General features: G+C 71.9%; 15 protein-coding genes. 11 read left to right on the top strand and 4 right to left on the bottom strand.

Annotated features, from left to right (window positions below; genetic code table 11):
• A partial coding sequence (locus FFT10_RS26155) for a DEAD/DEAH box helicase (protein WP_174246153.1) occupies window positions 1–1,348 on the bottom strand: 1,348 nt, incomplete at its 3' end.
• Window positions 1,349–1,607: 259 nt separating this feature from the next.
• Between FFT10_RS26155 and FFT10_RS26160 the strand changes: the two genes are divergently transcribed.
• The 3 genes from FFT10_RS26160 to FFT10_RS27730 all read left to right on the top strand — a co-directional run bounded on the left by FFT10_RS26160 (window position 1,608) and on the right by FFT10_RS27730 (window position 4,614).
• Entirely contained in the window at window positions 1,608–3,431 is a 1,824-nt protein-coding gene (locus FFT10_RS26160) for an aminopeptidase P family protein (RefSeq protein ID WP_137735833.1), read from the top strand.
• 10 nt (window positions 3,432–3,441) lie between these two features.
• Window positions 3,442–4,377 carry an ROK family protein gene (locus FFT10_RS26165; RefSeq protein WP_137735834.1) on the top strand — a complete coding sequence of 312 codons (936 nt, stop codon included), beginning with the start codon at window positions 3,442–3,444 and terminating at the stop codon, window positions 4,375–4,377.
• A 99-nt stretch (window positions 4,378–4,476) separates the two neighbouring features.
• A complete protein-coding gene (locus FFT10_RS27730) occupies window positions 4,477–4,614 on the top strand; it encodes a hypothetical protein (protein ID WP_154694104.1) in 138 nt (45 codons plus the stop codon).
• A 15-nt stretch (window positions 4,615–4,629) separates the two neighbouring features.
• On the opposite strand, the gene FFT10_RS26170 is transcribed toward FFT10_RS27730, so the two are convergent.
• The 3 genes from FFT10_RS26170 to FFT10_RS26180 form a co-directional block, all read right to left on the bottom strand.
• Window positions 4,630–7,446 (bottom strand): zinc-dependent metalloprotease, encoded by a 2,817-nt coding sequence (locus FFT10_RS26170; protein ID WP_137735835.1) that lies wholly within the window; start codon window positions 7,444–7,446, stop codon window positions 4,630–4,632.
• 53 nt (window positions 7,447–7,499) lie between these two features.
• Window positions 7,500–9,164: an energy-dependent translational throttle protein EttA gene (ettA, locus tag FFT10_RS26175; protein ID WP_137735836.1), complete on the bottom strand. Its 1,665-nt coding sequence runs from the start codon at window positions 9,162–9,164 to the stop codon at window positions 7,500–7,502.
• 68 nt (window positions 9,165–9,232) lie between these two features.
• A complete protein-coding gene (locus FFT10_RS26180) occupies window positions 9,233–9,835 on the bottom strand; it encodes a GNAT family N-acetyltransferase (RefSeq protein WP_137735837.1) in 603 nt (200 codons plus the stop codon).
• Between the two features lie 18 nt (window positions 9,836–9,853).
• Between FFT10_RS26180 and FFT10_RS26185 the strand changes: the two genes are divergently transcribed.
• From FFT10_RS26185 to FFT10_RS26220, 8 genes are all read left to right on the top strand, one after another.
• Window positions 9,854–10,846 carry a LysR substrate-binding domain-containing protein gene (locus tag FFT10_RS26185; protein ID WP_137735838.1) on the top strand — a complete coding sequence of 331 codons (993 nt, stop codon included), beginning with the start codon at window positions 9,854–9,856 and terminating at the stop codon, window positions 10,844–10,846.
• 81 nt (window positions 10,847–10,927) lie between these two features.
• Window positions 10,928–12,748, top strand: a complete 1,821-nt coding sequence (locus FFT10_RS26190) for an NADH-ubiquinone oxidoreductase-F iron-sulfur binding region domain-containing protein (protein ID WP_137735839.1) — start codon at window positions 10,928–10,930, stop codon at window positions 12,746–12,748.
• Between the two features lies 1 nt (window position 12,749).
• A complete protein-coding gene (gene fdhF, locus FFT10_RS26195; RefSeq protein ID WP_137735840.1) occupies window positions 12,750–15,575 on the top strand; it encodes a formate dehydrogenase subunit alpha in 2,826 nt (941 codons plus the stop codon).
• Between the two features lie 183 nt (window positions 15,576–15,758).
• On the top strand, window positions 15,759–19,061 hold the full coding sequence (locus FFT10_RS26200; protein ID WP_137735841.1) for a hybrid sensor histidine kinase/response regulator: 3,303 nt from the start codon (window positions 15,759–15,761) through the stop codon (window positions 19,059–19,061).
• Window positions 19,058–20,218, top strand: coding sequence for a response regulator (locus tag FFT10_RS28695; protein ID WP_306446713.1), 1,161 nt, complete (start codon window positions 19,058–19,060; stop codon window positions 20,216–20,218). Before FFT10_RS26200 ends, FFT10_RS28695 begins: the two co-directional genes overlap by 4 nt.
• 32 nt (window positions 20,219–20,250) lie before the next feature.
• Window positions 20,251–21,552, top strand: a complete 1,302-nt coding sequence (locus FFT10_RS26210; RefSeq protein ID WP_137735842.1) for a hypothetical protein — start codon at window positions 20,251–20,253, stop codon at window positions 21,550–21,552.
• Between the two features lie 13 nt (window positions 21,553–21,565).
• Complete coding sequence (locus tag FFT10_RS26215) at window positions 21,566–21,991, top strand: hypothetical protein (RefSeq protein WP_137735843.1); 426 nt, start codon at window positions 21,566–21,568, stop codon at window positions 21,989–21,991.
• A gap of 84 nt (window positions 21,992–22,075) precedes the next feature.
• Complete coding sequence (locus FFT10_RS26220; RefSeq protein WP_137735844.1) at window positions 22,076–23,374, top strand: hypothetical protein; 1,299 nt, start codon at window positions 22,076–22,078, stop codon at window positions 23,372–23,374.
• Window positions 23,375–23,420: the final 46 nt, after the last annotated feature.

The raw sequence follows: 23,420 nt of genomic DNA on the forward strand, positions 1-23,420 counted from the left end.
CGCCGCCACCGGCTGCCGCCGGACGGCCGCCACCCTGGCCGCCATCGCGCCGGCCCTGGCCACCGCCACCGCCGCCGGAGCGGCCGCCACCACCACCACCGCCACCCGGCCGGCCACCGCCGAAACCGCCGCCCGCATTGCGGCGGGTGCCGCCCACGCCGATGGTCATGCGGCCCAGCACGATGGGCTCGGCCTTCTCGCCGGCCGGCGGCTCGAAGCCGGCGATCACCTCGCTGGGGATGCTGCGCTTGATCAGCTTCTCGATGTCGCGCAGGAAGATGTCCTCGTCCACGCACACCAGGCTGATGGCTTCGCCCTGCGCGCCGGCGCGGCCGGTGCGGCCGATGCGGTGCACATAGTCCTCGGGCACGTTGGGCAGTTCGAAGTTGACGACGTGCGGCAGCTGGTCGATGTCGATGCCGCGGGCGGCGATGTCGGTGGCCACCAGCACCTGCAGCTCATTGGCCTTGAAGTCGGCCAGCGCCTTGGTGCGTGCACCCTGGCTCTTGTTGCCGTGGATGGCCATGGCGCTGATGCCCTCGTCATTGAGGAACTCGGCCAGCCGGTTGGCGCCGTGCTTCATGCGGGTGAACACCAGCACCTGGTGCCAGTTGCCGCTCTTGATCAGGTGGCTCAGCAGGGCCTTCTTCTTCTCGCGGCCCACCGGGTGCACCTTCTGGGCAATGGTCTCGGCCGTCTGGTTGCGGCGCGCCACCTCGATCAGCGCGGGGCTGTTCAGCAGGCGGTCGGCCAGGGTCTTGATCTCGTCGCTGAAGGTGGCCGAGAACAGCAGGCTCTGCTTCTTGGCCGGCACGATGGCCAGCACCTTCTTGATGTCGTGGATGAAGCCCATGTCGAGCATGCGGTCGGCTTCGTCGAGCACAAAGATCTGCACATGGCTCAGGTCCAGCGTGCCCTGCTGGTGGTGGTCGAGCAGGCGGCCGGGCGTGGCCACCAGGATGTCGACGCCGCGGCGCAGCGCGTTGATCTGCGGCTGCATGCCCACGCCGCCGAACATCACCATGCTGGTGAGCTTGAGGTACTTGCCGTAGGTGCGCACGCTTTCTTCCACCTGCGCCGCCAGCTCGCGGGTGGGCGTGAGGATCAGCGCGCGGATGACGATGCGGCCCTTGGCGTCCTTCTTGGCGGGTTCGCTGGACAGGCGCTGCAGCATCGGCAGGGTGAAGCCGGCGGTCTTGCCGGTGCCGGTCTGCGCGCCGGCGAGCAGGTCGCCGCCTTGCAGCACGGCCGGGATGGCCTGGGCCTGGATCGGCGTGGGGGTGTCATAGCCTTGATCGGCAATGGCGCGCAACAGCGGCTCGGCGAGGCCGAGATCGGTGAATTTCATCGGGTGTGAGCGCCCCGGTTGTGGGTGGGGCGTGTCGCGGTCTGCCTGCAGCCGCTTGTTGCCAAGGGCCCCAGTCGGGGAGGAAGACGGGTCGGTGCGAAGGTCGGAATCGACTGCAAGGGCGTGACTGGTGGCGCCCTGACGAGGTCCATTGTAGGCGCCCCGCCCGCCAGGGCCTGGTGATGTGGCCATTCAAGCCCTGGCTGTTCGGGGCATGGCCCAAACCTAGAATCGGTCTCCCTCTCGACGAAAGCCTGCCATGGACACCCGCGTCAATCCGGTTCGTGAACGCATCGAGCGCGTGCGCCAGGCCCTGGCGGCCCATGGCGCCCAGGCCCTGCTGGTGCCCAGCGCCGATCCGCACCTGTCCGAATACCTGCCCGGCCGCTGGCAGGGGCGGGAATGGCTGTCGGGCTTCACCGGCTCGATGGGCACGCTGGTCGTCACGCCGACCGAGGCCGCGCTGTTTGCCGACAGCCGCTACTGGCAGCAGGCCGAGGACCAGCTGCTGGGCAGCGGCATCGACCTGGTGAAGATCCCCACCGGCGCGGCCACCCACCACATCCAGTGGCTGGCCGAGCACACGCCGCGTGGCGGCGTGGTGCGGGTGGACGGCGACGTGCTGGGCCTGGCCGCCGCGCAGCAGCTGCGCGCCGCGCTCGATGCCGGCGGCATCACGCTGAAGACCGACATCGACGTGCTGGCCGATGCCTGGCCCGACCGCCCGGCGCTGCCGGTGGCCACCGTTTATGCCCACGCGGCACCGCAGGCGCCCGAGCCGCGCACCAGCCGCCTGGCGCGGGTGCGCGAGGCCATGGCCCGCCAGGGCGCCACCCACCACTTCGTGTCGACCGTCGACGACGTGGCCTGGCTCACCAACCTGCGCGGCGCCGACGTCGAGTACAACCCGGTCTTCCTGGCCCACCTGCTGATCGACGCCACCCGGGCGACGCTGTTCGTCGGCGCCGGCAAGGTGCCCGCGGCGCTGGCTGCCGAGTTGGCCGCCGATGGGCTGACGCTGGCCGACTATGCCCAGGCTGCGCCGGCGCTGGCGGCGCTGCCGTCGGGCAGCACCCTGCTGGTCGACCCGCGCCGCATCACGCTGGGCTTCCGCCAGCAGGTGCCGGCGGGCGTGGCGGTGGTCGAGGCCATCAACCCCAGCACGCTGTTCAAGAGCCGCAAGTCCGAGGCCGAGGCGCAGTTCGTGCGCCAGGCCATGGTGGAAGACGGCGTGGCCATGTGCCGCTTCTACGCCTGGTTCGAGGTGGCACTGGCCCGGGGCGAGCGCATCAGCGAGCTGACCATCGACGAACAGCTCAGCGCCGAGCGGGCGAAGATGCCCGGTTTCGTGGGCCTGAGCTTCTCCACCATCGCCGGCTTCAATGCCAACGGCGCGCTGCCGCACTACCGCGCCACGCCCGAGAGCTACAGCTGGCTCGACGGCGACGGCCTGCTGCTGATCGACAGCGGCGGCCAGTACCTGGGCGGCACCACCGACATCACCCGCGTCTGGCCGGTCGGCACCCTCACCAACGCCCACCGGCGTGATTGCACCCGCGTGCTGCAGGGCATGATGAACCTGGCGCGGGCGCGCTTTCCGCGCGGCACGCTGAGCCCCTTCCTCGACACCCTGGCGCGCGCGCCGCTGTGGGCCGACGGCATCGACTTCGGCCACGGCACCGGCCATGGCGTGGGCTACTTCCTGAACGTGCACGAAGGCCCGCAGACCATCAGCAAGGCCCAGCCCGAGCCGCACATGGCGATGGAGCCCGGCATGATCACCAGCGACGAGCCCGGCGTCTACCGGCCCGGCCAGTGGGGCGTGCGCATCGAGAACCTGCTGCTCAACGTGCCGGCCAGCACCGCCGAGAACGGTGCCTTCGGCGAGATGCTCGAGTTCGAGACGCTGACGCTGTGCCCGATCGACGCCCGCTGCCTCGATGCCAGCCTGCTGCGCCCCGACGAGATCGCCTGGCTGAACCAGTACCACGCCACGGTGCGCGCGCGCCTGGCGCCGCGGCTGCAGGACCCGGCCGACGCCGCCGCCCTGGCCTGGCTGCTGCAGCGCACCGAAGCCCTGTGAGTTCACCACCGTGACGGCGGGCCGCTGGGCCATCGGCATCGACCTGGGTGGCACCAAGACCGAGGCGGTGGCGCTGGACGCCGCCGGCCATGAACGCTGGCGCCAGCGCATCGCCACGCCCGGTGCCCAGGGCTACGACGCGATCCTGGACGCCATCTGCCAGCTGGTGGAGGCGGGCCGCAGCGCCAGCGGCGGCCGGCCCACGGTGGGCGTGGGCGCCCCCGGCAGCCTGACGGCCGCCGGCCTGGTGAAGAACGCCAACACCACCTGCCTGAACGGCCGGCCGCTGCAGCAGGATCTGCAGCAGCGCCTGGGCCAGCCGGTGGCGCTGGCCAACGATGCCAACTGCCTGGCGCTGAGCGAGGCCACCGACGGCGCCGGCCGCGGTGTGCCGGTGGTCTTCGCCGCCATCTTGGGCACCGGCTGCGGCGCCGGCATCGCGGTGGGCGGCCGGGTGCTGACCGGCCCGAACCGGCTGGCCGGCGAGTGGGGCCACAACCCGCTGCCCTGGGCCGCGGCCGACGAGCCGCGGCCGGCCTGCTACTGCGGCCAGGCCGGCTGTGTCGAGACACTGTGCAGCGGCCCGGCCATCGCCGCCGACCACCAGCGCCGCCATGGCGGCACGCTGACGGCGCTGCAGATCGCCCAGCAGGCCGCCGCCGGCGATGCCGCCTGCGCCGACAGCCTGGCGCGCTGGCAGCACCGGCTGGCCCGCGCGCTGGCCGGGGTGATCAACCTGCTGGACCCCGATGTGATCGTGCTGGGCGGCGGCCTGTCGCGCATGGCCGCCACCTACACCGCCGTGCCGGCCCTGTGGGACCGGTGGGTGTTTGCCGGCGGCCAGCGTGAGCCGGTGCGCACCCGGCTGCTGCCGGCGGCACATGGTGATGCCTCGGGCGTGCGCGGCGCCGCCTGGCTGGGGCGGGATCTGGAGGCCACCGCATGAACCACGACAGCCTGGCGGCGAGCATCGCCGCCTTCCGCAGCGGCACGCTGCCGGCCGACCAGCTGGTGGCCACCTGGCGCGCGGCCGCGTTATGCCGCGGTGCTGGAGAAGCTGCTGGCGCCGCTGGAGGCCAGCGCGCTGTTCAGCGAGGAGAGCTGCAGCTTCAGCCGCACCGACCTGGCCGACAGCCTGGGGCAGTGGCTGCAGCACGCTCGGGCTGCTGCGCCCGGGCCCTGACCCAACGCAGTCTGCTCAAACGCCGGCCCGCTGCTGGCTGGCGGCCAGCGCGCTGCGCAGCGTCTCGGCGCTGTCGCCCAGATGGGCGCGGGCCTCGGCGCTGAGGCCCTTGCGGCCCGCCGCACGTTCCAGCCGCTGGGCCAGGGCAGCACCGCGGCTGCGCACCATGGCGCGGGCATCGCTGCGGGTCATCAGGCCCGGCCGCAGCACCAGCGTGGCCATGCGGCTGACATGCTCGCGCTGCAGCTCGCGCCGCGGCTGCGGGATGTCGGCGCTGCCGGCCAGCTCGCTCCAGACATCGGCCTCGAGCTGGTCGTACAGCTCCGACAGCCGCAGCGGCTGCGCCGGCGGGCTGACCTTGCCCTCGGTGTCCAGCACCCGGGTGGCCAGTGCGTCGCCCATCAGGCGGTTGAGGATGGCACGCTGCAGATCCAGCACCGTCTGCCCCAGCGGGTATTCGGTGGGCTCGGCCAGCGATTCACCGCGCTCCAGGAAGTTGGGCGCCAGCTTGCGCTGCAGCGCCGGGCTGACGACGAAGGCATCGGCCGCCAGCACCCGCTGCGACAGCATCTGCAGTGCGGCACGCTGGTCGGCCGCCGGCAGCGGCTGCAGCGGGTCGCGCCCGGTGTTGGGAAAGTCGCGCAGCGTGCGCACGCCGCCCACCTGGCGCAGCAGCACGCCGGCGGCACGGCCGGCATCGCGCACCGCGTAGCCCAGGGTGCGGCGCAGGATGCCGTAGTCCTCGTCGGGCTTCAGCGGCCGGGTCTCCTGGCGCCGGAACAAATCGCGGGCGATGTCGAAGCGGCGCGCCGCGAAGGCCAGCACGTCATCGCCCAGGTCGAACTGCAGCGCATCGGGGTCGATGCCGAGGAAGTTGTCCTCGTCGGTGCCGTAGCCCAGCGTCGGCTCGCCGCTGCGGCCGGCGATGCGGGCCAGTTCGGCGGCCTGCTCCTCGGGCGCGATCGGCTTGTAGCCGTACTCGATGGCCCAGTAGTCGTAGGCGCCCAGCGTGGCCTGGAAGGGTGCGGCCGCCGGCTCGCCCGGGCGCGGCAGGTTGACCGGGGCGTACTCCATCACGCTGTTGGTGAAGGCCTCGCGGCGGGTGAACTCGGGGTCGGCCACCTGGCTGGCGCGGATGCCGTGCGAGGCGCGGAAGTTGTGGCGCAGGCCCAGGGTGTGGCCCACCTCGTGCATCGTCACGTCCTTCATGTAGTCGAGCACGAACTGCTGGGCCTCGGGGCTGTCGGGATCGAGCTCGCCACGGGCGGCCAGCACGTCCAGCGCATAGCCCAGCTGCTCGGCCGCATGGTCGGCATGGCGGCACAGCAGCGGGTCATGGGCCAGCGCGCCGGCGGCCAGCTCTGGCGCCGGCGGGCCGGCCACCTGCAGCAGTTCGGCCCAGTCCTGCGCGGCGGCGGCCGTGCCGGTGCCTCCCAGCAGCCGGGCGCGCACATTGCGCAGGTTGCGCGAGCTGAGGCTCTCGATGCCGATGTCGGCGTCCAGGATCTCGCCCGAGCGCGGGTCCACATGGCTGGGGCCGATGGCGCCGAACTGCGGCTCGCGGTTGGTCATCCAGCGCAGCGAGGCCACGCCGGCGTCGAGCGTGTCCCAGTCGGCATCGTCGGGCTGCTGCTTGACGACGACCGCATCCTTGAAGCCGATGCGTTCGAAGGCCTTGTTCCACTCCAGCACGCCGGCGGTGATGGCGGCGCGGTACTTCTCGGGGATGTTGCGGTCCAGCCAGTAGGTGATGGGCTTGACCGGCTCGGACAGCGCGGCTGCCGGGTCCTTCTTCTCCAGTCGCCAGCGGTTGACCACCCGTTGCCGCGGGCTGCGCGCCAGGTCGTCGGTGTAGTCGTCACGGGCCGACTGGAAGTAGCCCACCCGTGGGTCGGCCGGGCGGCGGGCCATCGGCGCGTCGGGCAGCTGCATCATCGAGAAGTGCAGGCCGATGAACAGGCTGCGCGCGTCGGGCAGGCCGCCGGGCAGGCTGGGCACCGGCGCGCCTGGCGGCGAGCCCGGCTGCGGCACCGCGATGTTGGGCGTGTAGAAGTGGTTGTTGGTCTCCACCACCAGCAGGCCGGGCTGGCCGCGCACGCCCACCACCGCCGAGTTGCGGCCTTCGAAGCTGTAGTTCTGCCGGTAGGTGCGCTGCAGGTGGCCGCCGATGCCCAGCACATCGTTCATCAGCATGGCGCTCAGCTCCACCAGCACCGCCTTGCGGTCGGGGTGCGGCTGGCTGGCCACCGGGCCGGCGGTCAGCAGGCTGGGCGAGATCGATGCGGCCACCGCGCGCGCGGTCGGCGTGCCGGCCTGGGCCACCTGCTGCTGGTTGATGGCCACCAGCTGCACCACGTTGTGCTGGCGGCGGAACTGCACCAGCGTCGGCGCACCGACCATCAGGCCGCCGTACAGCCGGTTCTCGCCGATGCCGGTGCGCAGCTTGGGCGACAGGAAGAAGGGCTTGTCGAAGTCCTCGGGCTTCAGCTCGATCCAGACCCGCTCGTCCTTCTGCCAGACGCTGAACAGCCCGTGGGTCGGCTTGGCATCCTTGATGACGGTGGCAAACGGCGGAGGCTGGCCCGGCGCCGGTGCGGCAGCAGCGGGTGCCGCGCCCGGGGCAGGTGCGGTGGTGCCGGCGGCAGGCCGGGCAGCCGGCGGGGTGGCCGCAGCGGGTGCCGCCTGTGCCGTGGGGGCAGGTGGCGTTGCCGGGGGTGCCGCTGGCGGTGCGCCGGTGCTCTGGGTGGTCAGCTGCGCGCAGCCTCCCAGACAGAACAATGCCGCCAACGCGGTGGCTCGCCAGACGGGCGTCGGGAAGGAGTGTTGGGGCATGGCGCAGGAACGGACTGTGAACCTGCACAGTCTGGCACAGGCGCCGGCCGCCGTTACTTCAGGGCTTTGAAGCGCAGGCGCTTCGGTTTGGCGCCTTCCTCGCCCAGGCGCTTCTTCTTGTCGGCTTCGTACTCCTGGTAGTTGCCGTCGTAGAAGAACCACTGGCTGTCGCCTTCGCAGGCCAGGATGTGGGTGCAGATGCGGTCGAGGAACCAGCGGTCGTGGCTGATCACCATGGCCGAGCCGGCGAACTCCAGCAGCGCCTCTTCCAGCGCGCGCAGGGTTTCCACGTCGAGGTCGTTCGACGGCTCGTCGAGCATCAGCACGTTGCCGCCCTGGGCCAGGGTCTTGGCCAGGTGCAGGCGGCCACGTTCACCGCCCGACAGGCTGCCCACCAGCTTCTGCTGGTCGTTGCCCTTGAAGTTGAAGCGGCCGAGATACGCGCGGCTGGGCATCACGAACTTGCCCACCACGATGTTGTCCAGCCCGCCCGACACGTCCTGCCACACCGTCTTCTCGGCGGCCAGGCTCTGGCGGCTCTGGTCGACGAAGGCCATCTGCGCGGTCTTGCCGATCAGCACCTCACCCGAATCCGGCTTCTCCACGCCCTGCAGCATGCGGAACAGCGTCGACTTGCCGGCGCCGTTGGGGCCGATGATGCCGACGATGGCACCCGCCGGCACCTTGAAGCTCAGGTTGTCCATCAGCAGCCGGTCGCCGAAGCTCTTGCTGACGTTGACGAACTCGACCACCTCGTTGCCCAGGCGCTCGGCCACCGGGATGAAGATCTCGTTGGTCTCGTTGCGCTTCTGGTATTCGACGTCGCTCAGCTCCTCGAAGCGGGCCAGGCGCGCCTTGCTCTTGGCCTGGCGGCCCTTGGCATTGCTGCGCACCCACTTCAGCTCTTCCTTCATCGCCTTGGCGCGGGCGTCCTCGCTCTTCTGCTCGGCCTCCAGGCGGCGCTCCTTCTGGTCCAGCCAGTCGGAGTAGTTGCCCTTCCAGGGGATGCCGTGGCCGCGGTCGAGTTCCAGGATCCACTCGGCGGCGTTGTCCAGGAAGTAGCGGTCGTGGGTGATGGCCACCACGGTGCCGGAGAAGCGCAGCAGGAACTGCTCCAGCCATTCCACCGATTCGGCGTCCAGGTGGTTGGTGGGCTCGTCGAGCAGCAGCATGTCGGGCTTGCTCAGCAGCAGGCGGCACAGGGCGACGCGGCGCTTCTCGCCGCCGGACAGCAGGCCGATCTTGGCGTCCCAGGGCGGCAGGCGCAGGGCGTCGGCGGCCAGTTCTAGCTGCAGGTCGGTGTTCTCGCTGCCGGCGGCGGCGATGATGGCTTCCAGCTCGGCCTGCTCGGCGGCCAGCTTGTCGAAGTCGGCGTTCTCGTCGGCGTACTCGGCATACACCTCGTCCAGCCGCTTCTTGGCCGCCAGCACGCCGCCGATGCCTTCTTCCACCGCCTCGCGCACCGTCTGGTCGGGGTTGACCAGCGGCTCCTGCGGCAGGTAGCCGATCTTGATGCCGGGCATCGGCGTGGCCTCGCCCTCGTACTCCTTGTCCACGCCGGCCATGATCTTCAGCAGCGTCGACTTGCCCGAGCCGTTGATGCCCAGCATGCCGATCTTGGCGCCGGGGAAGAACGACAGCGAGATGTCCTTGAGGATCTGCCGCTTGGGGGGAACCGTCTTGGAGACGCGGTTCATCGTGAAGACGTACTGGGCCATGTGCGGATGCTCGGGTGGGGGGTGTTCGGGGGCGGCGCGCCCGGGGCCGGGCGCCGGCAAACCGTGGATTATCGGGGCTGTGGGGCGGTGGTTGACGCCGCGCGGGCCAGCCAGTCCTGGCGCAGCAGGCCGTACAGGCCGGTGTCCGACACCTCGCCGGCGACGATCCAGCGCTGGCGCAGCGTGCCTTCCAGCTGGAAGCCCAGGCGGCGCAGCGCGCGCTCGCTGGCCGCGTTGCGGGTGTCGATGTCGGCCTCCACCCGGTTCATGTCCAGCACACCGAAGGCGTAGTCCATCAGGGCGGTCAGCGCCTCGTGCATCAGGCCGCCGCCCCAGCAGTCGCGCGCCAGCATGTAGCCGACTTCGCAGCGCCGGCTGGGCAGGTGGAAGGCGAACAGGCTGCACAGGCCGATGAGCCGGCCATCTTGGCCGGCTTGGCCATGAGTGCGCCGTTCCAGCCCCAGGCGGATGTAGTCGCCGGCGGCCAGGCCGGCCCGGTCGCGGGTGAGCAGCGCGTCGGCCTCGGCCGGGTCGGTCCAGGGCGGTGTGGCCCAGTAGCGCATGCCTTCGGGGTCGGCATGCAGGGCGTACACCGCGGGCGCGTCGGCCGGCTGCAGCGGGCGCAGCCGCAGCCGTGCCGTGTCCAGGACAAGTTGGCTGAAGTCGAACATAGACTGCAAGTCTCCACCATGAACCTGCTCGAATCCCTGCGCTACCTGGCCGCCCTGGCCGAGCACCGCCACTTCGGCCGGGCGGCGCAGGCCTGCCACATCACCCAGCCGGCATTGTCCAACGCCATCCGCGCGCTGGAGGACAGCCTGGGCGCCACCATCGTGCGGCGCGGCCGGCAGTACGAGGGGCTGACGCCCGAGGGCGAGCTGGCCCTGGCCCATGCCCACCGCCTGCTGCACGAGGCCGAGGGCCTGCGTCAGGCCCTGGCCAGCCGCGCTGGCGCGCCCGCCGGCCGGCTGACGCTGGGCGTGGTGCCCAGCGCCGAGCCGGTGGCCGCGCGCTTCTGCGCGCTGCTGCAGGCGCTGCATCCGGGCCTGCAGCCGGTGCTGCGCTCGCTCAGTTCACCGGAGATCGAGGCCGGCCTGGATGCGCTGGCCATCGACCTGGGCCTGGGCTACACCGACCGGCCCGAGGTGCGCCAGCGCCAGCTGGCGGTGTGGCCGCAGTATGAAGAACGCTGCCACCTGCTGACCGCTGCCGGCCCGGGCGACGGCGCGGCCGAGGCGCCGTTCCGTTTCGGCCCGCCCGTGTCCTGGCGCGAGGCCGCGGCGCTGCGCCTGGCACTGCTGACGCCCGACATGCATTTCCGCGCCCTCGCCGACGAGGCCTTCGCCAGTGCCGGCGTGGCGCCGCGGCCGGCGCTGGAGACCAATTCGGTGCTGGCGCTGCTGATGGCGGTGCAGCCGGGTGCGGCTGGCGGTCTGGCCGCGGTGCTGCCCGGCGCCCTGGTCAGCGTGGCACGCAGCCGGCCGGGCCTGGTGGCGCGGCCGCTGGCCTCGCCGGTGCTGCGCACGCCGATCGGCTTCCTCACGTCGGCCGGCGGCCGGCCGACGCTGGCGCTGCAGGCCGCGCTGGCGGTGGCCGAGCGTGACGACTGGCGCGCGCTGGTGGCCGCCCACAGCGGCGCACTGGAAGGCGCCGATCCGGCTGCCGGTCCATTCAGCGCCTGAATCGCCCGGTTCGGGAAAGCCATTGGACGGCGGCGCCCCACCGCGCCGATGATGCGGCCGGCCTCCACCGACCCGCACGCCATGCCCCTGCCCGAAGCGCCCACCGTGGCCGCCGTCTCACCCGACGCCCTGCGCGCCAGCCTGCGCCTGCGCCGTGGCCAGCTCAAGGGCCGCCAGCCCGACGACGCCGCACGTGCCCAGGTGCTGGCCCTGTTGCCCGGCCTGGACAGCACCGACGCCCCGCCGCGTGACCGGCTGATCGAGCACCTGCATGTGATGAACGACCAGTTCGGCGCCTTGTTCCAGCGCCATCTGGTGGCCCTGGCCGCGCTGATGCGCCTGCCGATGGCACATGTCAACGAAGTCGCCAGCTTCTACCACCACTTCCAGATCCTGCCCGACGACCAGACCGCGCCGCGGCTGACGGTGCGGGTGTGCAGCGGCCTGAGCTGCCAGATCGCCCAGAACTCGGCTGGCGGCGACGGCCTGCTGCAGCGGCTGCAAGGCCTGCTGGGCGAGGGCGTGCAGCTGCTGCCCGCGCCCTGCGTGGGCCGCTGCGAGCAGGCGCCGGTGGCAGTGGTGGGCCAGGCGCCGGTGCTGCTGGCCGATGCGGCCGCGGTGCAGGCCCAGGTGCAGCAGGCGCTGGCCGATCCGGCGGCGGCGCGCCATCCGGCGGCCCCCGCCGCTGCGGCTTTCGACCCCGCCGCCCAGGCGCCTTGCGCCATCACCCATGGCGAGACGGATGTGGCGCCGCCCTGGGTGCGCCTGGCCGCCTACCGCCAGGCCGGCGGCTACCAGCTGGCCGCCGATCTGGCGACCGGCGCCGTGGCGGCCGATGCGGTGCTGGCCGCGATGACCGATGCCGGCCTGCGTGGCCTGGGCGGCGCGGGCTTTCCGGCCGGCCGCAAGTGGTCCATCGTGCGCAGCCAGCCGGCGCCACGGCTGCTGGCGGTCAACCTCGACGAGGGCGAGCCCGGCACCTTCAAGGACCGCACCTACCTGGAACGCGATCCGCACCGCTTCCTGGAAGGCCTGTTGGTGGCTGCCAGGGTGGTGGGCATCGACGCGGTGTGGATCTACCTGCGCGACGAGTACCACGGCGCCCGCGCCATCCTGCAGCAGACCCTGGCCGAGCTGCAGGCCGACCCGCCATGCCCGCTGCCGGTGATCACCCTGCGCCGCGGCGCCGGTGCCTACATCTGCGGCGAGGAGTCGGCCATGCTGGAGAGCATCGAAGGCAAGCGCGGCGAGCCGCGGCTGCGCCCGCCGTACATCGCCGAGCGCGGCCTGTTCGACCGGCCGACGCTGGCGCACAACTTCGAGACGCTGTACTGGGTGCGCGACATCGTGCAGCGCGGCCCGGCCTGGTTCAGCGGCTTCGGTAGGCATGGGCGGCGGGGCCTGCGCAGCTTCAGCGTCAGCGGCCGGGTGCGGCAGCCGGGGGTGAAGCTGGCGCCGGCCGGCATCACGCTGCGCGAGCTGGTCGACGAGTTCTGCGGCGGCATGGCCGACGGGCATCGGCTGCAGGCCTATCTGCCGGGCGGTGCTTCGGGCGGCATCCTGCCGGCGCGGCTGGCCGATGTGCCGCTGGACTTCGACACGCTGCAGCCGCATGGCTGCTTCATCGGCTCGGCGGCGGTGGTGGTGCTGAGCCAGCACGACAGCGTGCGCGCCGCGGCGGTCAACACCATGCAGTTCTTCGCCGACGAGAGCTGCGGCCAGTGCACCCCCTGCCGCGTGGGCACGGCCAAGGCCGCCGCACTGATGGCCGCGCCGCGCTGGGACCATGCCACGCTGGACGATCTGGCCATGGTGATGGCCGACGCCAGCATCTGCGGCCTGGGGCAGGCGGCGCCGAACGCCATCCGCTGCGTGCAGCAGTACTTCCCCGAGGCGGTGTGAGATGACCGGTCCTGACCTGTTCGACTTCCAGCTCGACGGCGCCACCGTCAACGCCCGCCCCGGCGAGACCATCCTGCAGGCCGCCCAGCGCCAGGGCGTGCAGATCCCGCGGCTGTGCCACAGCGACGGCCTGCGCCCCGACGGCAACTGCCGCGCCTGCGTGGTCGAGATCGCCGGCGAGCGCACGCTGGCGCCCAGCTGCTGCCGTGTGCCCACGCCCGGCATGCAGGTGCAGGCCCGCAGCGCGCGGGCGCTCAAGAGCCAGAAGATGGTGGTCGAGCTGCTGCTGGCCGACCTGCCCACCACCGGCAGCAAGTGGGTGGATGGCGACGCCGCCCGCCCGCACGGCGAGCTGAGCGCCTGGGCCGACACGCTCGGCGTCACGCCGCGCCCGGCGCTCACCGCATTGCAGCGCCAGCAACCGGCGCCCGATGCCTCGCACCCGGCGATGCTGGTCAACCTCGACGCCTGCATCCAGTGCACCCGCTGCGTGCGCGCCTGCCGCGAGACGCAGATGAATGACGTGATCGGCCTGCTGCACCGCGGCGCCGGCACGCAGATCGCCTTCGACCTGGGTGATGCGATGGGCGACAGCAGCTGCGTGGGCTGCGGTGAATGTGTGCAGGCCTGCCCCACCGGCGCGCTCAGCGCCAAGTCGCTGGTCGGCGACCAGCGGGTGGACAAGACGGTGGATTCGGTCTGCCCCTACTGTGGCGTCGGCTGCCTGATCCAGTACCAGGTCAAGGACAACACCATCGTCGCGGTGCAGGGCCGCGATGGCCCGGCCAATGCCGGCCGGCTGTGCGTCAAGGGCCGCTTCGGCTTCGACTATGTGCACCACCGCCAGCGGCTGACCAAGCCGCTGATCCGCAAGCCCGGCGTGCCCAAGGACGGCAGCATCGACGCCCGCCCGGGCGACTGGCAGGCGGTGTTCCGCGAGGCCAGCTGGGACGAGGCGCTGGACCTCGCCGCCGGTGGCCTGAAGGCCCTGCGGGATGCCCACGGCCCGCAGACACTGGCCGGCTTCGGCTCGGCCAAGGGCAGCAACGAGGAGGCCTACCTGTTCCAGAAGCTGGTGCGCACCGGCTTCGGCAGCAACAACGTCGACCACTGCACCCGGCTGTGCCATGCCAGCAGCGTGACGGCCCTGCTCGAAGGCGTGGGCTCGGGCGCCGTCAGCAACCCGGTCAACGATGTGCAGCATGCCGGGCTGATCCTGGTGATCGGCAGCAACCCCACGGCCAACCACCCGGTGGCGGCCACCTGGATGAAGAACGCCGCCGCCCGCGGCACCAAGATCGTGCTGGCCGACCCGCGCCGCACCGAGCTGTCGCGCCATGCCTGGCGCACGCTGCAGTTCCAGCCGGACACCGACGTGGCGCTGCTCAATGCGCTGATCCACACGGTGATCGACGAGGGCCTGACCGACCCGGCCTTTCTGCGCGACCGCGCCAGCAACTTCGCCGCGCTGAAGGAAGGCGTGGCCGCGTGTTCGCCGGAAGCGATGGCCGCGGTCTGCGGCGTGCCGGCCGCCACCCTCCGCGAGGTGGCGCGGGCCTTTGCCACCAGCAAGGCGTCGATGATCCTGTGGGGCATGGGCGTCAGCCAGCATGTGCACGGCACCGACAACGCCCGCTGCCTGATCGCGCTGTCGGCCATCACCGGCCAGATCGGCAAGCCGGGCTCCGGCCTGCATCCGCTGCGTGGCCAGAACAATGTGCAGGGCGCCAGCGATGCCGGGCTGATCCCGATGATGTTCCCCAACTACCAGCGGGTGGACAACCCGCAGGTGCATGCCTGGTTCGAGGACTTCTGGGGCCAGCCGTTGAGCGCCCAGCCGGGGCTGACGGTGGTGGAGACGCTGCACAAGGCCGCCGCGCCGGACAACGACCCCGCCAAGGTGCGCGGCATGCTGGTGATGGGCGAGAACCCGGCGATGAGCGACCCCGATCTCAACCACGCCCGCGCCGGGCTGGCCAGCCTGCAGCACCTGGTGGTGCAGGATCTGTTCATGACAGAGACCGCCTGGCTGGCCGATGTGGTGCTGCCCGCCAGCGGCTGGCCCGAGAAGGCCGGCACGGTGACCAACACCGACCGCATGCTGCAGATGGGCCGGCGCGCGCTCGACGCGCCCGGCGAGGCGAAGCAGGACCTGTGGATCCTGCAGCAGCTGGCCCAGCGCCTGGGCCTGGCCTGGCACTACCCCGGCCCCGACAGCGGTGTGGCCGCCGTGTACGAGGAGATGCGGCAGGCCCTGCACGGCGTGATCGCCGGTGTGCCCTGGGCGCGGCTGGACGCCGCCGGCAGCATCACCTACCCCTGCCTGAGCGAGGCCGACCCTGGCCAGCCCATCGTCTTCACCGAGCGCTTTCCCACCGCCGACGGCCGGGTGAAGCTGGTGCCGGCAGCGGTGACGGCCGGCGCCGAGCCGCCCGACGCCGACTACCCGTTTGCGCTGATCACCGGCCGCCAGCTGGAGCACTGGCACACCGGCAGCATGACCCGCCGTGCCGAGGTGCTGGACGCGCTGGAGCCGGTGCCCACCGCCAGCCTGCACGGCAGCGACCTGGCCGCGCTGGGCCTGCAGCCGGGCGAGCTGTTGACGGTGGAAAGCCGGCGCGGCCGGATCCAGCTGCAGGCCCGCCGCGACGACGGCACACCGCCCGGCACGGTGTTCATCCCCTTCGCCTATGCCGAGGCGGCGGCCAACCGGCTGACCCATCCGGCGCTGGACCCGGCGGCCAAGATCCCCGGCTTCAAGTTCTGCGCGGTGCGGCTGGCGCCGGCCGCGCCTGGCGCGCAGTCGGCTGCCGCCGCGTCCGTTTAAGCGCCGAATTGGCGGGTGCAGTCCCGCCTCCACCGGCCACCGGGCCGCGGGCGGGCCGAAACAATCCCGCCATGTGTCCAGCTTGTGTCTGGCACGTGCCAAGATGTACCCCAACTCCGACCGACCCACGCGCTGCGCCGTCGCGACCCATCCGCCTGTCCAGGCGGAGGCGGGGTACCTGCCGTGAAGCTCAAGCAGGTCTCGCGGCTGTTCTTCGGCATGGTCAGCCTGGTGCTGCTGCTGAACTTGGCCCTGCTGCTGGGTGTGCGCCAGGCGCAGGACCAGATCGAGCGCGCCGTCAACCGCGGCGAGGCGGCCCATGCCGAGGTCGACGACCTGGTGCAGGGCACCGAGCTGCTGGCCTCGCTGGTGCAGAGCTACACCACCACCGCCCGCACCCGCTACCTCGACCTCTACTACGAGATCCTGGGCACCTGGCAGGGTGAGCTGCCCTCGCCGGTGGCCACCGGCATGGCCGACTACTGGCGCCAACGCATCGGCGGTGGCGCCGCCATCAAGCCGCCGCCCAACCTGGCGCCGCGCAGCATGATCGAGCGCCTGCGGGCGCTGGACTTCACCGCCACCGAGTTGCGTGCAGCCCAGGCGGTGCTGGATGCCTCGGCCGCGCTGCAGGTGGAGGAGAAGATCGCCTTCGCTGCCACCCAGGGCCTGTACGACCGTGCCACCGGCCAGTTCGTCGACGAGGGCCAGCCCGACCTGGCCTATGCGGTGGAGCGGGTGCATTCGCCCCGCTACGAGGCCCTGCGGGCCGAGCTGATCCGTGCGGTGGGCCGGCTGTCGGTCGAGGTGCAGCGCCGCACCGACGCCGAGCTGCTGCTGGCCCGTGACCGGCTGACGCTGGCGGTGATGGTGGCCCTGCTGGCCAACGTGGCCATGCTGGCGCTGGCCGCCGTGGCGATGATCGGCATGCGGCGCAGCGTGCTGCGGCCGATCGGCGCATTGGTGGACACCGCCCAGCATTTCGCCTCGGGCGTCTACAGCCACCGCAGCGATGCGGCGCGCCAGCGCAGCCAGGTCGACGAGCTGGCCACGCTAGCCACCACGCTGGACCGCATGGCCGCTGCCATCGAGAGCGAACTGCAGGCCCGCGACGGCGCCCAGCGCGCCCTGGCCCTGGCGCGTGACCAGGCCGAAGCCGCAGCGCGCACCAAGACGGCCTTCCTGGCCAACATGAGCCACGAGATCCGCACGCCCATGAACGCCATCATGGGCATGACCCAGCTGGCGCTGCAGTCGCCGCTGCACCCGCAGCCGCGGGCCTACCTCGACAAGGCCATGGCGGCCAGCGAGCACCTGCTGCACCTGATCAACGACATCCTCGACTTCTCCAAGATCGAGGCCGGCGGCATGACGCTGGAGCTGAGCCCGTTCCGCGTCGAGGAACTGGCCGCCCGCGCGCTGGCCCTGGTGCGCGAGCGCGCCCAGGACAAGGGCCTGGAACTGCTGTGCGACGTGGAGGACGCCACCCTGCTGGGCCACCGCGCCGTGCTGCGCGGCGACCCGCTGCGCCTGCAGCAGGTGCTGACCAACCTGCTGGGCAACGCGGTGAAGTTCACCGAGGCCGGCCAGGTCACGCTGAGCCTGGCCACCGAGCCGGTGGCTGGCGCCGCCGCGCCGGGCCTGGTGCTGGTGATGCGGGTGCGCGACACCGGCATCGGCATGACGGCCGAGCAGTGCAACCAGCTGTTCCGCGAATTCAGCCAGGCCGATGCCTCGATCACCCGCCGCTATGGCGGCACCGGCCTGGGCTTGGCCATCAGCCAGCGGCTGGTGACGCTGATGGACGGCACGGTGACGGTGGACAGCGTGCCCGGTGCCGGCTCGTGCTTCACCGTGCGGGTGCCGCTGCAGGTGGAGCCGGGCACCAGCCCTGGCCTGGAGCCTGCCGCCGCCGCGCTGCGGGTTCTGGTGGTGGAAGACCGCCCCGACACCCTGGCCAACCTGCTGGCCATGCTGCAGCGCCTGGGCGTCGGCGTGGCCGGCGGCCTGCTGTCGGCCGAGAACGGCCGCGCCGCACTGGCGCAGCTGCAGGCCGCGCAGGACGAAGGCCAGCCGGTCGACCTGGTGCTGCTGGACTGGGTGCTGCCCGACATCGACGGCGGCCGCCTGCTGGCCCAGCTGCGTGCCCGCTGGCCGCGGCTGCGGGTGGTGGTGATCACGGCGCATGGCTCGGTCGAGCTGTCGGCCGCCGCCGCCGCCTGCGGCGCCGCCGTCATCGACAAGCCGGTGATGCCGCAGGACCTGCGCCGCCTGCTGGGCGGGCCATCCGGGCCGGCCGATGCCACTGCGCCGGCGCGCGATGCCCAGGCTGCTGCTGCGGCGCCGTCACCCGCGGGACCCCTGGCCATGCCGTTGCAGGGCCTGCGGGTGCTGCTGGTGGAGGACAACGCGCTGAACCGCGAGGTGGCGCAGGGCCTGCTGGGCCTGCAGGGCGTGCAGGTGCAGGTTGCCCACCACGGCCTGGAGGCGGTGGAATGGCTGCAGGCCAACGGCCCCGATGCCTGCGAGCTGGTGCTGATGGACCTGCAGATGCCGGTGCTCGATGGCTACGACGCGGTGCGCCGCCTGCGCGGCGATGCCCGCTTCGACGGCCTGCCCATCCTGGCGATGACCGCGCACGCCATGGCCGGCGAGCGCGAGCGCTGCCTGGCCCTGGGCATGCAGGACTACATCACCAAGCCGCTGGTGCCGGCGCAGCTGTTCGGCACGCTGGCGCGCTGGCGCCGCGCCGGTGCCGGCAGCATGCCGCCGGCCGCACCAGCGGTGGCGCCGGCGCCGCAGCCTGCCGTCCTGACGGCCGCCGCGGCGGAGGCCGATCTGCCCGCGGTGCCCGGCCTGGACCGCACGCGGCTGCTGGCCCATTGCGACCAGAACCCGGCGTTGGCCCGGCGCCTGCTGCGCGGCATGGCGCAGGACTATGCCGACGGCCTGGTCGACTGGCATGCCTGGCTGGCCGCCCCCGACTGGACCAGCCTGCGCCAGGCCGCCCACACGCTGCAAGGCCTGGCCGGCACGCTGGCGGCCGATGCACTGCGCAGCGCGGCCTTGGCGCTGGAGCAGGCCGCCGTGGCGCAGGACACCGCCGCCGCCGGTCTGCAGTTGCAGGCGACCGAGGACCAACTGGCCCGCCTGCTCACCGCGCTGGACGCGGTGCGCATGCAGATCGCCGATGCACCGGCCGCCCCGGCCGCTGGCCCGGTGGCCACGCCCGCGCCGGCCGATGCCGCGTCGGTGCCCGACCTGTCAGCCCTGGCCAGCCTGCTGACCGACAGCGACAGCCGCGCCATCGACTGGTGGCAGGCCCACGAGCAGGCACTGGCCAGCCTGCTCGATCCGGTGGCCCTGCGCGGGCTGTCGCGGGCGATCAGCCGTTTCGACTTCGACGCCGCGCTGGTGCTGTGCCAGCAGGCGCAACAGGGCCAGCGCCCGGGCCTCCAAACCGACCTTGACGCCACGCCGACATGAACCAAGCCCATCCCCTTCCCGCGATGCTGGCCCAGGCCGACCCCCAGGCGTCGATCCTGGTGGTGGACGACACGCCGGCCAACCTGAGCCTGCTGTCGAGCCTGCTGAGCCCGCGCTGGCGGGTGCGGCTGGCGCCGTCGGGGGCCAAGGCGCTGGAGCTGGTGCGCCGCCAGGCGCCCGACCTGATCGTGCTGGATGTGATGATGCCGGAGCTGGATGGCTACGAGGTCTGCCGCCGCCTGAAGGCCGACCCCGCCACCCGCGACATCCCGGTGCTGTTCCTCACCGCGCTGAGCCAGCCCGAGGACGAGACCCGCGGCTTCGAATGCGGCGGGGCCGACTTCATCCACAAGCCGTTCAACCCGGCCACGGTGCTGTCGCGGGTGGCCACCCAGCTCGAGGCCAAGCAGTGGCGCGACACCCTGCACCGGCGCAATGCCTGGCTGCAGGAGGAGCTGCAGGGCCGGCTGGCCGAGGTGGAGCAGCTGCGCGATGCCACGCTGCACGTGATGATCTCGTTCGCCGAGTTCCGCGACGAGGACACCGGCTTCCATGTGCGCCGCACGCAGGAGTACGTGCGCACCCTGGCGCACTGGCTGGCCGCCCAGCCCGGCAACACCCTGGGGCTGGACGACGAGGGCATCGAGGACATCGCCAAGTCGGCGCCGCTGCACGACATCGGCAAGGTGGCGATCCCCGACGGCATCCTGCTCAAGCCCGGCCGGCTGACGCCCGACGAGATGACGGTGATGAAGACCCACGCCATGCAGGGCTGGGAGATGCTGCGCCGCGCCGCCGAGCGCATGGGCCACCAGGGCAACCGCTTCCTGCGCTACGGCATGGAGATCGCACGCCACCACCATGAGCGCTGGGACGGTGCCGGCTACCCCGACGGCCTGCGCGGCGTGGACATCCCGCTGTCGGCCCGGCTGATGGCGGTGGCCGATGTCTACGACGCGCTGATCAGCCGCCGTCCCTACAAGGATCCGATGGACCATGACGCCGCCGTCGCCCACATCGTGGCCGGCAGCGGCGGCCACTTCGACCCAGCGGTGGTGCAGGCCCTGCTGGCCAACCAGGACACGCTGCAGCGCATCGCGCGGCAGTGGAGCGACCAACCCCTTCCCGACAGCCTTGTGGCTGCTGACCTCCGATGACACATGCCCTCCCACCCCGCCGGCGTGCCGGCATGCGCGCGATCCTGGCGCCGCTCATGCTGCTGGCCGCGCTGGCCGCGCCCCATGCCACGCAGGCGCAGGACATCGCCTGGTCCGGCTTCGCCACGCTGGGCTATGCCCAGACCGATGACGCGCCCGGGCGCTACCTGCGCTGGATCGACGGCAACGGCACCTTCAACGCCGACAGCGTGGCCGCGCTGCAGGCAGACTGGCGCATCAACCCGCGCTGGTCGGCCACGGTGCAGCTGAAGGCTGCGCCGTCGGAGAAGTCGGACGACCAGTGGCAGCTGCGGCCGGCCTGGGCCTTCCTGGCCTGGCGGCCCGACGATGCCTGGCTGGTGCGCGCTGGCCGCATGCGCCTGCCGCTGTACATGTACTCCGAGAGCCTGGACGTGGGCGTGGCCCAGGACATGGCCCGCCTGCCGGTGGAGATGTACTCGATCATCCCGTCCAACGAGTACAACGGCGTCTCGATCGGCCACACCCGGTCGACGAGCCTGCTGCCCGATGGCGAGCTGGCGGTGGAAGCCTACGGCGGCCGCATCGGCACCACCGCGCGCTTCTGGCTGCGCGACGGTGCGCCGCCGCAGGTGGCCGCCGGCGAGAGCTATGTGTCGGTGAACGTCACCACCTTCGGCCTGTTGACCACGCTGCGCAATCCCCGCACCACGCTGCGCCTGGGCCTGCATGCGGCACGCACCGCCCGGCTGGGTGGCGAGCGCACGCCGGTGGACTATCCCTTCGTGCCGGTCGGCCCCGGCCTGGGCTACTACAAGGTCAGTGACCTGGTGCCCGGGCCGCCGATGGAGACGGTGGCGCGCATCCGCAACGTGATCACCACGCTGGGCGTCGAGCAGCAGCTGGGCGATGGCTGGCGGGTGGCGGCTGAACTGGCGCGCAACCAGCAATTCCGCACCCGGCTGGGCTCGAACACGCTGGGTGGCTATGTCACGGTGTTCCGCGAGATGGGGGCGTTCACGCCCTATGTCAGCGCCGGGCGGCTGCGCACCAGCAGCACGCAGATGGAGCGCTACCGGCAGCTGATCAACACGCAGCTGCCGCCGATGATTCCCGGCGCCGCGCAGCTCAATGCCGCGCAGCGCATCGCGGCCGAATCGATCTACGTGGCCAACCAGACCAGCTGGACGCTGGGCATGGCCTGGCACACGCCCTGGGGCGGCAGCCTGAAGGTCGAGCATGCCAGCACCCGCATCGGCGAGACCACCCGGCTGATCGACACGCCGGCCGGCCAGCCATCGCCAGAGAACCAGCGCTTCGGCACCTGGCGGCTCAGCTACAGCGTGGCCTACTGAGCAGGAGACGGACATGAACCGACGTCATTTCCTGCTCGCCGGCGCCCTGGGCGCCGCACCCTGGGCCCGCGCCCAGTCCGAATCCCCGCTGCTGGTCATCGGCCATGCCGGCGTGCCGCGGGTGGATGCCGCCACGGTGGCGCGGCTCTACACCGGCCGCGCCATCGAGGCCGACAACCAGCCGGTCACCGTCTACAACCTGGCGCCCGGCCATGTCCTGCGCAACCGCTTCCTGGCGGTGTGCCTGCAGTTCGACGAGGAACGCTACCGCGCCTACTGGACGGTGCGCCGCCACGTCGGCAAGGGCGCGCCGCCGCGCGAGCTGACCAGCGTGGCCCAGATGCTGGAGGTGGTGACCCGCACCCCCGGCGCGGTGGGCTACATCGACGCGGCCAGCGCGGCCGGTCAGACCGGGCTGAACGTGATCTGCCGGCTCTGACCCCCGGGCTGCGGCCCGGTGGTGGCCGCAGCGGTGCGTGCGCATACGATGCACCCACTTCGGTCGATGGGGACAGGCGTCGTGATGGATCCAGCCAAACTGCGCGATGTCGTCCACCATTGGCGTGCTGGCCGCAGGCCGCTGGACGCGTGCCTGGTGCTCGCCGACGTCGATGTCGAGACCCTGCTCGAGCTCCATGCCACCAAAGCCGGCTGGCCCGTGGTGGCGCAGGAACGCGCACAGAACCTGGAAGCCGCTGGCCTGAGCCACCTGCTGACGCACTGGACGTTCCCGCCGATGCTGATGGACGCGCCGGCCTTGTCCCTGGCCGACAGGATGGGACTGCAGCACCTGGCGTTCACCACACACCTGGCGCTGTCGAAGGGCATGCCGCAGGACGAGATCGCCGTCCGGCTGGCCTTTGTCCACGACACCGATCTGGAATCGATGTTGCGGCTTGTCATGTCCGTGGCCTTGCACACCAGGCCGGACCTGCGTGCCGCGCCAGCGCCAGCATCGCGGTCTGCGCTGTGGATGACGCTGGCCCTGACGCTGCCGTTGGGCCTGTTCCTGCTGGTCAAGTCACTGGTCCCGGCCGTGTCCTCAGACACCATCGGTCTGACCATTGGTTTCGGCGCCCTGTTGGGCTTTCCCCTGCTGCGGCGTCATTGGAGCAACCAGGCGGTGCACGCTGCCAGGGCTGCTGCGCCGGACGGCCTGTTCACGCTGGCCCGGGATGACCGGAAGCCGATCCTCTACCTGCGCTCGCATGTGGTCGATGGCACGGGCCGTGAGTCGGACACCCTGTTCTCGCACTTCCTCAACACCACGCGGCTCGAGACGATCGAACAGAAGCTCAGCGCCGTCGTCCGCCATGAGGGACCGATGGTTGCGCTGGAGGGCCCCAGGGAGGGGCTGCCCAATCTCGGGGCCGACCGCATCCGCTTGCCGGACGTTCAGGCGCAGGGGTGGCAAGCGCTCGTTCAAGGCCTGATGGTCCGGGCGCAATTGGTCGTCATCCGGTTCCGCCCCACCAGAGGCACCAGCTGGGAAGTCGGCGAAGCGCTCCGCGCCTGTCCTTCCCACCTGCTGGTCTTCGTCATGGCGGTCCCGGGCGAGCCCGAGGCGGTGCGGGACGCCTCATGGCAAGTGCTGCGCCCGCTGGTGCAGGCCTGCACCTGCACCCCACTGCCGCAGAGACTGGCCGACACCGACTACTGCCTCGGGTTTGACGAACACTTCAATGCGAAGCTCTTCGGCGCCCGGTCCCGGGTCCTGGGCCAGACATCGGCCTTTCTGGAATCGGTGGTCGATGCGGCGGGGTTCGGCAATCCAGGCTTCGATGAAGACAAGGCCAGGCTGGCCGCGCTGGCGGCTGCTTAGCCGTCACGGTGGCTGCTGCCAGGCGCGGGTGGACAGGCTGCTGCGG

It is taken from the genome of Pseudaquabacterium pictum, assembly GCF_005403045.1.
GTDB classification, from domain to species: domain Bacteria; phylum Pseudomonadota; class Gammaproteobacteria; order Burkholderiales; family Burkholderiaceae_C; genus Pseudaquabacterium; species Pseudaquabacterium pictum.